Source organism: Rouxiella badensis, from assembly GCF_026967515.2.
Lineage (GTDB): Bacteria > Pseudomonadota > Gammaproteobacteria > Enterobacterales > Enterobacteriaceae > Rouxiella > Rouxiella badensis.
Genome location: NZ_CP114062.1, coordinates 2,741,551 through 2,753,559, shown reverse-complemented (window position 1 = coordinate 2,753,559; position 12,009 = coordinate 2,741,551). Strand labels below are relative to the sequence as shown.

10 protein-coding genes are annotated in these 12,009 nt (G+C 56.3%); 6 read left to right on the top strand and 4 right to left on the bottom strand.

All coding sequences use genetic code 11. The annotated features are described in order from the left end of the window. Positions 1-50: 50 nt before the first annotated feature. Together O1V65_RS12730 and O1V65_RS12725 are read right to left on the bottom strand one after the other, a co-directional pair. Positions 51-1,505, bottom strand: coding sequence for a M20 family metallopeptidase (locus O1V65_RS12730; RefSeq protein ID WP_084911538.1), 1,455 nt, complete (start codon positions 1,503-1,505; stop codon positions 51-53). Positions 1,506-1,507: 2 nt separating this feature from the next. Further along, positions 1,508-2,857: a M20 family metallo-hydrolase gene (locus O1V65_RS12725; protein WP_269129770.1), complete on the bottom strand. Its 1,350-nt coding sequence runs from the start codon at positions 2,855-2,857 to the stop codon at positions 1,508-1,510. 143 nt (positions 2,858-3,000) lie between these two features. Between O1V65_RS12725 and O1V65_RS12720 the strand changes: the two genes are divergently transcribed. Both O1V65_RS12720 and O1V65_RS12715 read left to right on the top strand, forming a co-directional pair. Then, entirely contained in the window at positions 3,001-3,897 is an 897-nt protein-coding gene (locus O1V65_RS12720; protein WP_227955354.1) for a LysR family transcriptional regulator, read from the top strand. Positions 3,898-4,034: 137 nt separating this feature from the next. Continuing rightward, positions 4,035-5,141, top strand: a complete 1,107-nt coding sequence (locus O1V65_RS12715) for a suppressor of fused domain protein (RefSeq protein WP_017491555.1) — start codon at positions 4,035-4,037, stop codon at positions 5,139-5,141. A gap of 49 nt (positions 5,142-5,190) precedes the next feature. Here the strand turns inward: O1V65_RS12715 and O1V65_RS12710 are convergent, their stop codons facing one another. Continuing rightward, positions 5,191-6,681, bottom strand: a complete 1,491-nt coding sequence (locus O1V65_RS12710) for an MFS transporter (protein WP_017491556.1) — start codon at positions 6,679-6,681, stop codon at positions 5,191-5,193. 136 nt (positions 6,682-6,817) lie between these two features. Next, positions 6,818-7,870, bottom strand: a complete 1,053-nt coding sequence (locus O1V65_RS12705; RefSeq protein WP_227955350.1) for an NAD(P)-dependent alcohol dehydrogenase — start codon at positions 7,868-7,870, stop codon at positions 6,818-6,820. Positions 7,871-8,120: 250 nt separating this feature from the next. Between O1V65_RS12705 and osmF the strand changes: the two genes are divergently transcribed. Genes osmF through O1V65_RS12685 form a run of 4 tightly spaced genes read left to right on the top strand, consistent with a single transcriptional unit; the run spans position 8,121 to position 11,986 of the window. Beyond that, the gene (osmF, locus tag O1V65_RS12700) at positions 8,121-9,071 is read left to right on the top strand and encodes a glycine betaine ABC transporter substrate-binding protein OsmF (RefSeq protein ID WP_026110488.1); all 951 of its coding nucleotides are present in this window, start codon (positions 8,121-8,123) and stop codon (positions 9,069-9,071) included. A 31-nt stretch (positions 9,072-9,102) separates the two neighbouring features. Then, the gene (locus O1V65_RS12695) at positions 9,103-10,284 is read left to right on the top strand and encodes an ABC transporter permease (RefSeq protein WP_265576787.1); all 1,182 of its coding nucleotides are present in this window, start codon (positions 9,103-9,105) and stop codon (positions 10,282-10,284) included. Beyond that, positions 10,281-11,219: an ABC transporter ATP-binding protein gene (locus O1V65_RS12690; RefSeq protein WP_192503454.1), complete on the top strand. Its 939-nt coding sequence runs from the start codon at positions 10,281-10,283 to the stop codon at positions 11,217-11,219. The genes O1V65_RS12695 and O1V65_RS12690 overlap by 4 nt, the downstream gene beginning before the upstream one ends. Then, positions 11,216-11,986 carry an ABC transporter permease gene (locus O1V65_RS12685; RefSeq protein WP_017491561.1) on the top strand — a complete coding sequence of 257 codons (771 nt, stop codon included), beginning with the start codon at positions 11,216-11,218 and terminating at the stop codon, positions 11,984-11,986. Before O1V65_RS12690 ends, O1V65_RS12685 begins: the two co-directional genes overlap by 4 nt. Positions 11,987-12,009: the final 23 nt, after the last annotated feature.

Sequence of the window (12,009 nt, the reverse complement as noted above, 5' to 3'; positions counted from 1 at the left end):
CCGACGATGAGGAAAGGTCGAAGCAGGGCAGTCGATCTTTGTAGCGTTTTTTACTTCAAAGGTGAAGGCTTAATGCCTTCCGGGATCGGACAGTGATAGGGACGTCGCGCACGCACCGCACGATGTTCCTCCTGGCAGGCATCCAGCAGCGCCGAGTCGGAGAACAGCGCGACGGCCGTGGAGGCCATGACTTTCGCCGCGAGACACATGCCTTTATGGGCAAGAGAGGTTCTGCCCTGTGACACAATCTGCCAGGTATGCAGCGGTGAACCGACCACGAAGCAGGGGCTAAAGCACTGCGCGGTAGGGACTATCCAGCTTACGTCGCCGACGTCGGTGGAGCCGTAAAGGATATTTTCATTGGCACAGTAGGGTGCGACGGCGGAGGTTAGCGGTGAATGGCGCAGTGTCTCGGCGAAGGCTTTGCCTGCGATGCCGCCGGTTTTCGCCATCGTATTCAAGCTGTTATCGATGTCCTGTTCGCTGAGTGTGGCGTGGATTGAACGGGCGAACGCCTGCTCTTCCTGACTGTATTGCGGCGTGCCGAAGGCCTGCACGTAGCGATACATCACTTCTTCCAGCTTATGGTTGGGGGCATAGTTGGAGCAGGCCTTGTCGAAGCGCATCGTCATGCGGGTGCCGGTCATCAGTGCCGCGCCCTTGGCGATATCGACTACGCGGTCAAAAATGGCCTGCGCCTGATCGAGCTGCGGTGCCCGCACCAGATACAGCACTTCGGCGTCGGCCTGTACCACGTTCGGCGAGATACCGCCCGCATTGGTCACCGCGTAATGCACGCGTGCTTCCTGAATAATGTGCTCACGCAGGAAGTTGGCACCGGTGTTCATCAGCGTCAGGGCGTCGAGCGCGCTGCGGCCAAGATGCGGGGCGGCGGCGGCGTGTGCGGCGGCACCCTTGAAGTGGAACGCGGCCTGAATATTGGCCAGCGTCGGGTTGCTGAACATGCCGCTGAAGGTTTCGGGGTGCCAGGTTAGCGCGGCGTCCACGCCGTCAAACAGGCCTTCGCGGGCCATAAAGGTTTTGCCTGAGCCACCTTCCTCGCCCGGACAGCCGTAAAATCGTACCGTGCCTTTCAGGCCTTCTTTCTCCATCCACGCCTTCACCGCCAGTGTACCACCCAGCGCCGCGGTGCCCAGCAGGTTGTGACCGCAGCCGTGGCCGTTACCGTTCTCTACCAGCGGCTGCTCGCTGTCGCAGCCCGCCTTTTGGCTCAGTCCCGCCAACGCGTCAAACTCACCGAGCAGAGCGATAACCGGCTTTCCCTCGCCGAAGCTGGCAATAAACGCGGTGTCCATGCCGCCGACGCCGCGCTCGACCTGAAAGCCTGATTCCTCAAGTTTGTCGGCAAGCAGTCTTGAGGAGATAGACTCCTCGAAACGCGTTTCAGGATGGTCCCAGATTTCATCGCTGATAGCCGATAATACGTCGCGTTGGGTATCGATAAAATCGTCGACAAAGCTGATAATTTCTTGATTGGCAAGCATAATCAATGCTCCTTGAATGAGTTGATATTCAGCGCCAGCGCAGCCAGCGTCTTGATTCCCTGAGTCATGACCTTCTCATCGAAATCGAATTTCTCATTGTGATGTCCAGCACTAAGATCGGTGCCAAAGATGACGTAAGAAGCCTGACCGCCCAGTGATTTGACGCGCTCCATCATGTAGGTGGCGTCTTCTGAACCGGCAGCGCCTTCCTGACGGTCGATAATCTCTTCAAACAGACCCAACTGCTCGGCCTGACGATGGATGTACTTCACCCATGGCTCGGTCGGCGTGCTGCTCTGAGCCGCTCCCATCAGGCGGGTTTCGAACTGCACCTGATACATCTCGGCGGCACCGGAAATCACCTTCAGCGCCTGCTGATAAATAAACTCGTTCACCTCGTTAGTCGCCCCACGGGTTTCGACCTTCATCATCGCGCTCGAAGGCACCACGTTACGACCGGTGCCGGCCTGGAGTACGCCGACATTAATCCGCGAGCTACCCGCGCTGTGACGCGGCAGGGCGTGCAGGCCGAGAGTTGCCTGTGCCGCCGCCAGCAGAGTGTTACGCCCTTGCTCAGGGTTGCCGCCCGCATGCGCAGCGACGCCGGTAAAGACGACGTCGAGTTTGGTGGTAGCCATAAAAGTATCATTGCCGCAGACGATATGATTGGCCGGCACACCGGTGCCGATATGCACGGCGGTAAAGAAATCGACGTCATCGACGACGCCTGCTGCCACCATGGATTTTGCGCCTCGCGTGCCTTCTTCGGCAGGCTGGAAGATAAGCTTAATGGTGCCACACAGCCGATCGCGCAGTTCCATCAGCAGCTGTGCCAGCCCGAGCCCAATCGTAGTATGCCCATCGTGGCCACAGGCGTGCATCATGCCGCCATTCAGCGAGGAAAAACCCTCACGATAAGGACGATGGTCATCGTTCTGAAGCTCATTGAGGTCCAGCGCGTCCATGTCCACGCGATAGCCGATAACCGGACCCGGTCTGCCGGTCTCAAGCGTTGCCACAATTCCTGTGAATCCGCCGGAGAAATGAGGCATCCAGCGTGCAATTGCGCCTTGTTCCAATGCGCGCTGCTCCTGCTGTTGCAGGACTTCGGCAGACGGAAGGCCCATACGCGAATCGGCATCGATCACCTCACGCCCCAGTTGCAGGCTGTAGCCGAGTTCGCTCAGACGCTCGGCAACAATCGTGGAGGTACGAAACTCGAGCCAGCCGGATTCGGCATATTTATGCAAATCGCGGCGGCGGGTCTGGAGATCGGTAAAAAGTGTATCGACGCGTTTTGACAGCGCCTGTAGGGAAGATGGTGCGCTCAATTCGGATGCCTCTGTAACCATGATTAGCTCTCTTTTAGTCGCGGTAAGACCGATATTTTTCGAAGATGAGATGTGACACTTTGATTTCAATGTACACAAAGCGACCATGGCGTATAAGATGCCAAAATCTTAATGGTGATAATCAGGGGTTATCAGTCGCGGTCATGTCATCACAAATAAAAATGCATCAACTGCGCGCTTTTGTGGCTGTGAGCCGTCAGGGAAGTATTCGCGCCGCCAGCCGCTTTTTGAGTCTTTCTCAACCGGCATTGACCAAGTCAATCAAGGAGCTTGAGGACAGCCTCGGCGCACAGCTGTTTATTCGTCGACGTCAGGGCGTCACGCTAACCGAATGCGGGGAGATTTTTTTCAAGCGGGCCAGCCTGATTCTTGAGGAATTACGCGTCGCGCAGGAGGATATTGCCCAGCGCCTTGGTACGCACAGCGGGCAGGTCAACCTCGGCGTCGGGGCCAGCATTGCGCGCACCATTATGCCGATTGTCATAGACCGTTTTCATCGCGAGTTTCCCGAGGTAAAGATCAGGATTGCCGAAGGGCAGTTGGTGTCGATGATCCCGGAGCTGCGGCAGGGAGAGTTGGACTTCACCATCAACACTTATTATCAAAGCGCCTATGATAACGAACTGTTATATGAAAAACTTATGGATAAGGAGTATCGGGTGGTGTGTCGGCGCGGACATCCGATGGAGAAGGCTCGCAGTATAAAAGAGCTTCTGCACTGTGACTGGACCATGCCGACGCCGCGCGGCAGCTATTACAAGCTATTGAGCGAGATGTTCAGCGAAATGGAAGCTGAGCCAATAATCAGCGTGGTGTGTGAGACCTTTATGTCCTGCACCAGCCTGCTGGCGAAGACAGATTTTCTGAGCGTGCTGTCGGTCGATATCATCAACGACCCCCTGCTTGGCCAGAGCCTGGTCGCGCTGGATCTTGATCTGCCTCTGCCCAAGGCAACCTTTCATCTCATCCAACGTAAAGACTCAACGCTGTCGCCGATGGCCGCGCACTTAGCACAGCTTTTCCGGCTTTACTGCCGATAATGAGAAAAATGGCGCAAAAATCACCCTATTCAAGGCGTTCAAGCCGAGTTTTGGGATTTTTGCCCGTTAACCTGATGCTGAAGACGTTCTACACTTTATCTCATAGAATAAGAAGCGACTAATCCTATTGAGGTAGCATGCGCCAGTCAGAAATACTCGCTCAGGTCAGCAACGATAAACAGACCCTCATCGCCATGGTCGAACAGGACGATAGGGTCGCTTATCTTTACATCTATGCGCGTGAAGACTTACGCGATCGCTTTCCGCGAATGCGCGGCTGCTGGGTGAGAAACCTGTCTCCGGCACCAGCACAGGACGACGCGCAGGCGATGGCTGAAGGCTTGCCACCGATGTTGGCGGCGCAATATTGTCGCAGCCTTGAGGCCGAGGCACCGCTGGATCCCGAAGGGATTCAAATCCTGTGGAATGAAAGCGACGACGGCGCGGCGCTCTGGTATCACGGACTTCTCTTGGCGGTTATCCCCGGTTGGAGCCTGTATATCGACCACTCGGTCAGCTATTCCGCCGGGTGCATTCAGCAGAACTCCTTAACCTTCCCCCTGGGCTCTGCCTCGACCAATACCCAATACGCGCTGGCGGACAAAACCCGGCAATTCTGGCGCGACTGGCAGCATAACGAGCACAATCCCTGGCCTAAACACCAGCGTAATTTCATCGCCTGCTATGAACAACGCTTCGGCCCGGCGGTAAAATATTACGCTATCGATCAGGGCACGTGGCCGCCGATGGCGATTTCACAGCATGAAGATGACGAGAATTTCTACTTCTTCACCCTGGGCATGAGTATCCGCCCGATGCCGCAGATTGAGCTGATTTTTAACGATGAGGCTGAGCATCATCGTCGTATCGAACTGGCGTTTGCGGTCGGCAAAGAGTACGTCGATGAGGCCAATGCGGTGCAGATGGCGAGTGCGATGTCAGAGTATGCCCAACTGCCCTGGACGACGCTGAGTTGGTTGGGGGAGGGGCACACGCTGCTTTCGCCGGTTGCGCCGTTAGGCTATGAAGGTCACGTGGTGTCGGCGGAGTTAGGCGCACCGCTCGGAAAACTTGAGATGCCGCGCAGCTACGGCGATCCGGTTAACCTGTTTTGGATAAGCCCGATAGTGGCGACCGAACTCGAGTTCGCGCAGAGCCGCCCGAACGGTGGGCACGCGTTGGTTGCGATGCTGACCGAGGCGGGCGTACAGCCGGTCTTTGCGCCGCGCGCACCGGTAGTTTGATACATCCGCTCCTCCATTTTTAATCCACGGGGGAGCGGACTGTTACTTTTTATGCCTTGACCGGTTCGAAGTCTTCCGCGTCGACGTCATAGCCTGAAGGTTCCCAACGAATAGCCAGCAGCACAATCAGCCCCGCCAGTGGCGCAAACGCGATAACCCAGAATACGCTAGTGCCGAGTGCGGCAGAGAGCACGGGGAAAAGGAACAGTGACGCCGTCGAGCTGGCGCGAACCAGAATCTGGTTAAAACCGACCCCGACGCCGCGCAACGACGTGGGATAGCTCAGCGAGGCGAAAGTCATGGTGTGCGATCCCGGACCGATGCCTTGACCAAACAGGAACAATGCAAGCATAGAGATGGAGATAGCCGCCTCGGCACTGTCAGCCGGACGGCCCACCAGCGCCAGACCCACCATCGCAATCAGCTGCAATGCATAGCCTGCCAGCGTCATATTCCACGCGCCTAACTTAGGCACCAGACGCACCGCCAGCAGCCCACCCACGAACGCAAAGCACAGATTTAGCCCCAGCGAAAACAGGATGGTGCTCATCAGCGACTGTTTGAGGAAGGTTGAGAGAATGACCGGCAAACCAAAGGCAACGGCGTTGTAAGCAAACGGTGAAACCAGCGACGTCACGGTGGCAAGGATCGTACGCTTGAGATAAATGCCTTTCAGCAGCTCGCCGTAGTTACTCCAGGCCGCTTTGCGCACTTCCGGCTGCGGTTGCAGATTGGCGTCTGCCGCCACTTCTACGTTGATATTATAAGAACGACGCAAAATTGCCGCTGCGCCTTCAAGGTCGCCCTGATTGGCGGTCCAGACCGGCGATTCATTCATGTAACGATGGCGGATAGCAATGATAAGCAGTGCAGGCACCGCGCCAAAGCCCAGGATCAGACGCCACAGGATGTCGGTCTTGTCAGCGGGAAGCACCGCATACAGCAACAGAACCAGCAGGTAGGAAATGCTGATAGCCGCATACCAGGTCGGGCACCACATCGCGACCCGCGAAGCTTTGTTGCCGCGGCCCGAGAGCTTTGAAAACTCGGCCAGAAACGCCATCGCTACCGGTAAATCGATGCCGACGCCAATGCCCATCACGAAGCGAGAACCGCCCAGAACCCACTCGTTAGGGGCGAATGCACAGGCCAGTGCGGCAACGACGAAGAAGAACATATCGGCCATGAAGACGCGGTAGCGACCAATTTTGTCGGTGAGGTAACCCCCAAACAAGGCGCCTACGATTGCGCCGAGCGTAATTGCCGAAGCCACCAGACCCGCGCCCGACGGCGACAGGCCAAACTGGCGAGTAATGTCTTTCATACCGAAGGCCAGCCCACCGAGATCGTAAGCGTCGAGGAAAACGCCTCCCAGTGCGATGGCGACGACGATACGGGCATCGCTAAGTTTGGTTGCGCCCTGATTCACCAGGCGTGTGATATCGGCCGCGGAACGGATCAACGTCGGCGCATCGTCGACGTTGGATGTGTGGGTATACCCTGATGAGGCGGCGGTAGAAGCCGCAATAGTGTCAGACATTTTTTTAACTACGCTTTTAATAAAAAAAGCAGTATAGACGTCCAGACAGCTACGCAACAAGATCAAAATGAGTATAAGTTAAAATAAAAAGATCTAATTATTGTCGATTAAAGCATCTGGTGAGCGCTTTTTTATTCTATTCCCAGACTAACACCGCTTTGACGGCGCTGCCGTTGTTCGCCTCTTTAAGCGCGCGGTTTATGTCATCAAAATCGTAGAAAGTAATCATCTGCTCGAGTGGGAAGCGCCCCTGCTGCCAGTATTCGATCAGTTTTGGCAGAAAATCTTGCGCCACCGAGTCACCTTGAATCACGCTAATCGCCTTACGCCCACGAGTCAGCGGCTCACCGGCTATACCGGCCAGGCGAACCAGCGTTCCCCCTTCCTTCAGGACGTCTTGACCCAGCTCGTCGAGATGAGATATTCCTGTTGTATCAATAACATAATCAAGATGCGGGCACAGCGTCGCAAGGTAGTTTTCTTCGTCGGAATTAATGCTCTCCGTCGCCCCAAGCTTACGGGCCAGCGCCAGCCTGCGCGGTTCACGGTCAACGGCGATAATCGTTTTGGCCCCGGCAATTTTAGCGGCCATGATGGCGGCAAGTCCTACGGCACCGGTACCCATGACCATCAGGCTTTCGCCTGGCTTAACCTTTAGCGTATTAAACACGGTTCCCGCACCGGTCTGGATACCGCAACCCAGCGGGGCCAGAACGTTAAGCGGCAGCTCGGGCGCAACTTTCACCAGATTCTGTTCGGTGACCAGGCAATAGTCGGCAAACGCCGACTGACCAAAAAAGTGGCCCTGCACGCCCTCTGGATAAGCACTGGTTCCGTCAATTCGCTGAAAGCCAAAGTTAAGCTTTGAGAAGTGTTCACAGTTATACGGATGATGGTCCTGACATTCCGCACACACACCGCACGACTGGTAGGAGAGTAAAACGTGATCGCCCGGTTTGACCGATTTAACCGCGCTGCCGACCTGCTCGACGACGCCAGCGCCTTCGTGGCCCAAAATCGCGCCTTCGGTCATAAAGCCGAGATCGGTGTGGCAAATGCCGCAGGCGACTATCCTCACCCCGACCTCGTTCTCAAGCGGAGCCGCAAGCTGGATCTGATGAAAATCCATGTGATGGTGACTGTTAACGACAGCGGCGTTAACTGCTCTGGGTTGGGTAACATTGCTCATATCTGCCTCTTTCCTCAATGAAAGACCGCTTTTCGGCGGTGTCACGATTAATTCGGATTAATCAGCGAAGTTTTAGTAAAGCTATGCACTAAAAGTCAGTTTACTGCACCTTGAGCAACTGCTTTTATGTGTGGCCATTTTATGCACAAGCAAAAATTGAACTATCCTTGTAACACCCTCATTTTATGTACAGATTTCTGTTAATTAACTTTGATCCAGGTCGGCCTTCTGCCCGATAAGAGGAAAATGCATGGCGCGCACAACAGGAAATGCTCGATTGAGAAGTATAGCTGCCGCAGCGGCACTGACAGTGGTCACTACCTTCAGTCTTTCTGCTCAGGCGGCAGACAGCGTCAAGGTGGGATCTAAAATCGATACCGAAGGATCACTACTGGGAAATATCATTATTCAGGTACTTGACGCCAACGGCATCAAGACCACCAATAAACTGCAGCTTGGCAATACCAAAGTGTTACGTGGGGCCATCACCGCAGGCGAAATCGATATCTATCCTGAATACACCGGTAACGGCGCATTTTTCTTCTCTGACGAGAAAGACCCCGCGTGGAAAAATGCAAAGCAAGGCTACGAGAAGGTGAAAAAGCTCGACTATGACCAGAATAAAATCGTCTGGCTTGACCCGTCTCCGGCGAACAATACCTGGACTATCGCGGTACGTGATGACGTTGCCAGGGCCAATCATCTGCAAACGCTGGCCGATTTAGGCAAGTGGGTCAACGGCGGTGGTGATTTCAAGCTCGCGGCCTCGGCGGAGTTTATCGAGCGTCCCGATGCGCTGCCTGCTTTCGAAAATGCCTACGGCTTTAAGCTTAACCAGAACCAGCTGCTGTCGCTGGCCGGGGGCGATACGGCGGTGACCATTAAAGCGGCCGCCGAGAAAACTTCAGGCGTTAATGCGGCGATGGCCTACGGCACCGACGGACCGGTCGCGGCACTGGGGCTGCAAACCTTACAGGATCCGAAAGGCGTGCAGCCCATTTATGCCCCGACGCCGATCGTTCGTGAAGCGGTGCTGAAAGCGTATCCGCAAATTCCCGGCCTGCTGAAGCCTGTCTTCGCTTCGCTGGACGGTCCGACGTTGCAAAAGCTCAACGCGCAGATTGCGGTCGGCGGGGCGGATGCGAAGAAGGTCGCGGCTAAATATCTACAGCAGAAAGGCTTCATCAAGAAGTCATCCTGACAATAGGTTAAGGGGGCAGGGAGAGTTTTTTTTGACTAACGTTGTGTTGGCTCACCGCATAATAAAGAACCGCGTACTTTTTACGCTGCTGGTGCTGATAATCGCCGCCGGTGCCGGTCTGGCGTTTATCACCCACGCGCCCAATCGTTTGATCTCGGGACAGGGCATTGCCCTGTCTTCGCTGCTCAACGGGCCCGTTGTGCTGCTGCTATTGCCGGTTATCCTTTTATTTTTGCTTTCTTTTGTTACCCCGTCGCGAGGCGTTTATTGGCTGGTCATGCTGCTGGCCGAACTGCTGCTAGCGCTGCTGGTGGCGCTGGCCGGGCACGCGGCTTTATCGCTGACTGGAGGGGATGAAGACAGCCTGGCACGCATCTCTTTTGGCGGGGGATTCTGGGCCTGCGCCGCGCTGTCGCTGCTGACGGCCTCCGACGCCATCAGCCGTTTGACCGCCAATCACAGCTGGCGGGTGTTGCTTAACCTCCAGCTTGCTGTGCCCATCGTGGTGCTGCTCGCGAGCGGGCAGCTGTCGCAGCTTTCCCTGCTCAAAGAGTATGAGAATCGTTCGGACGTGTTCAATGACGCACTCTGGCAGCACCTCGGACTGCTGGTCGGCACGCTGATACCCGCGATTCTGATTGGCCTGCCGCTCGGTATGCTGTGCTGCCGTTTGCCGCGCTGGCAGCCGTCGGTGCTCTCCATACTCAATATTATCCAGACGCTTCCGTCGATCGCACTGTTTGGCCTCCTTCTCGCCCCGCTGGCGGGGCTTGCCAAGGCCGTTCCCTGGCTCGGCGCACACGGCATAAGCGGCATCGGTGCGGCACCGGCAATTATCGCACTGGTGCTGTATTCGCTGTTGCCTCTGGTGCGAAGCGTGATAGCGGGAATGAACTCCGTCGCGCCCGGCGTGATAGAGTCGGCCACCGGCATGGGCCTCAGCCGTTTTCAGGTCTTTTATAAGGTGCAGACTCCTATCGCGCTGCCGGTTATTTTGTCCGGTATCCGCATCGTCGCGGTACAGACCGTGGGCATGGCGATGGTCGCCGCACTGATCGGTGCCGGTGGGCTAGGGGCCATCATGTTTCAGGGACTGCTCAGCAGCGCACTGGATCTGGTGCTGCTTGGCGTGATCCCGGCGGTGTTGATGGCGGCCGTGGTTGACGGAATTTTTAAATTTTTAGTCTCAATTCTGGAGACCTCGCGCAAATGATCAATTTCTCACAGGTAAGCAAATTCTTTGCCGGTAAGGCGGTAGTGCGCGATCTCAATCTGCACATCGCTAAGGGGGAGTTTACCGTGCTGATCGGGACTTCCGGTTCGGGAAAATCAACCACGCTTAAAATGATCAATCGGTTGGTTGAGCACGACAGCGGGCAAATTACCTTTGCCGATGAGCCTATCGAGAAGCTTCGCGCGCAGGATTTACGCCGTAGAATGGGTTACGCCATCCAGTCTATCGGGCTGTTTCCACATTGGACGGTGGAACAGAATATTGCCACCGTGCCGCAGTTGCTTAAGTGGCCAAAGACCAAAATTCGCGACCGCGTGACCGAACTGATGGAGCTGTTGAGCCTTAACCCTGAACAGTTTCGTCATCGCTATCCGCACCAGCTTTCCGGCGGCCAGCAGCAGCGGGTGGGGGTTGCGCGAGCGCTGGCCGCCGACCCTGAGGTGTTGCTAATGGATGAACCCTTCGGTGCACTGGATCCGGTTACGCGTGCGACGCTGCAGAAAGAGATTGCGCGCATTCATCAGCTTTCCGGGCGCACTATCGTCCTGGTGACGCACGATATCGATGAAGCGTTAGGTCTGGCGGACCGCATTGTGTTGCTCAGCGATGGGCAAATCGTGCAGCAGGGCACGCCGCTGGAGCTGCTGACGCAGCCAGCGACGCCGTTTGTGCGTGACTTCTTCGGGCGCAGCGAGCTTGGAATAAAACTGCTGTCGTTAGCGTCCGTCGGCGAGAGAACGCGCCGGGGAGAAACTGCCGAGGGCGAACCGGTATTAGCGTCTATATCGCTACGTGAGGCGCTGTCGATTTTCGTGGCCCGTCACACCGAACGTCTGCCGGTGATTGATGACAATCAGCGGTTAATCGGGGTACTTCACTTCGCCGATCTGGTGGCAGAGCGGGAGGCGTTATGAGCAACCTGACGGGCAATCGCTGGCTGCGAGCACTGCGCGATCCGCTGACTTGGGTTATCGCGGTGTTCCTTGCGCTTATCTTTGGGATGCGTTCTTTAGGCGGAGTCTTTCATTGGCTGTTTCCTGACCTCGACAGGCCGGTTTATCTGCAAGACAGCTTCAGCAGCCTGGTGCTGGCACATCTGGTGCTGGTCGGCGTTTCGAGCGCGATTGCGGTCGTCATCGGTGTGCTGGCGGGGATGGGAGTCACGCGCCAGGCCGGCAAGGAGTTCAGGGCGTTGGTTGAAACACTGGTCGCGATGGGGCAGACCTTTCCCCCGGTGGCGGTGTTAGCCGTCGCCGTGCCGGTGATGGGATTCAGTGAGAAACCGGCCATCATCGCGCTGGTGCTTTACGGGCTGCTGCCGATTTTACAGGGCACCATTACCGGCCTTGAATCGGTACCCGCCTCGGCGCGCGAAATTGCCGAAGGGGTCGGCATGAGCCGATTACAGGTACTGACCCAGGTCGAGCTGCCGCTGGCGGCGCCGGTCATTCTGGCAGGCATCCGCACCTCGGTGATTATTAATATTGGCACGGCGGCCATCGCCTCTAGCGTGGGGACACAGAGCCTCGGTTCGCCGATTATTATCGGGCTGAGCGGATTCAATACGGCCTATGTATTGCAGGGGGCCATCGTGGTGGCGCTGCTGGCCATTATTGTTGATATGATATTTGAGCGCTGGAGTCGTCGTCTACAAAATTGGCAGCCTTCAGCGCGAGAGTAGCTTACTGAGACGATAATAATACT

Excerpts from the sequence above, each read along its gene's own strand:
- O1V65_RS12730 (WP_084911538.1), bottom strand. The coding sequence starts at position 1,505 with ATGCTTGCCAATCAAGAAATTATCAGCTTTGTCGACGATTTTATCGAT.
- osmF (WP_026110488.1), top strand. The coding sequence starts at position 8,121 with ATGGCGCGCACAACAGGAAATGCTCGATTGAGAAGTATAGCTGCCGCA.
- O1V65_RS12720 (WP_227955354.1), top strand. The coding sequence starts at position 3,001 with ATGTCATCACAAATAAAAATGCATCAACTGCGCGCTTTTGTGGCTGTG.
- O1V65_RS12710 (WP_017491556.1), bottom strand. The coding sequence starts at position 6,681 with ATGTCTGACACTATTGCGGCTTCTACCGCCGCCTCATCAGGGTATACC.
- O1V65_RS12725 (WP_269129770.1), bottom strand. The coding sequence starts at position 2,857 with ATGGTTACAGAGGCATCCGAATTGAGCGCACCATCTTCCCTACAGGCG.
- O1V65_RS12685 (WP_017491561.1), top strand. The coding sequence starts at position 11,216 with ATGAGCAACCTGACGGGCAATCGCTGGCTGCGAGCACTGCGCGATCCG.
- O1V65_RS12715 (WP_017491555.1), top strand. The coding sequence starts at position 4,035 with ATGCGCCAGTCAGAAATACTCGCTCAGGTCAGCAACGATAAACAGACC.
- O1V65_RS12705 (WP_227955350.1), bottom strand. The coding sequence starts at position 7,870 with ATGAGCAATGTTACCCAACCCAGAGCAGTTAACGCCGCTGTCGTTAAC.
- O1V65_RS12690 (WP_192503454.1), top strand. The coding sequence starts at position 10,281 with ATGATCAATTTCTCACAGGTAAGCAAATTCTTTGCCGGTAAGGCGGTA.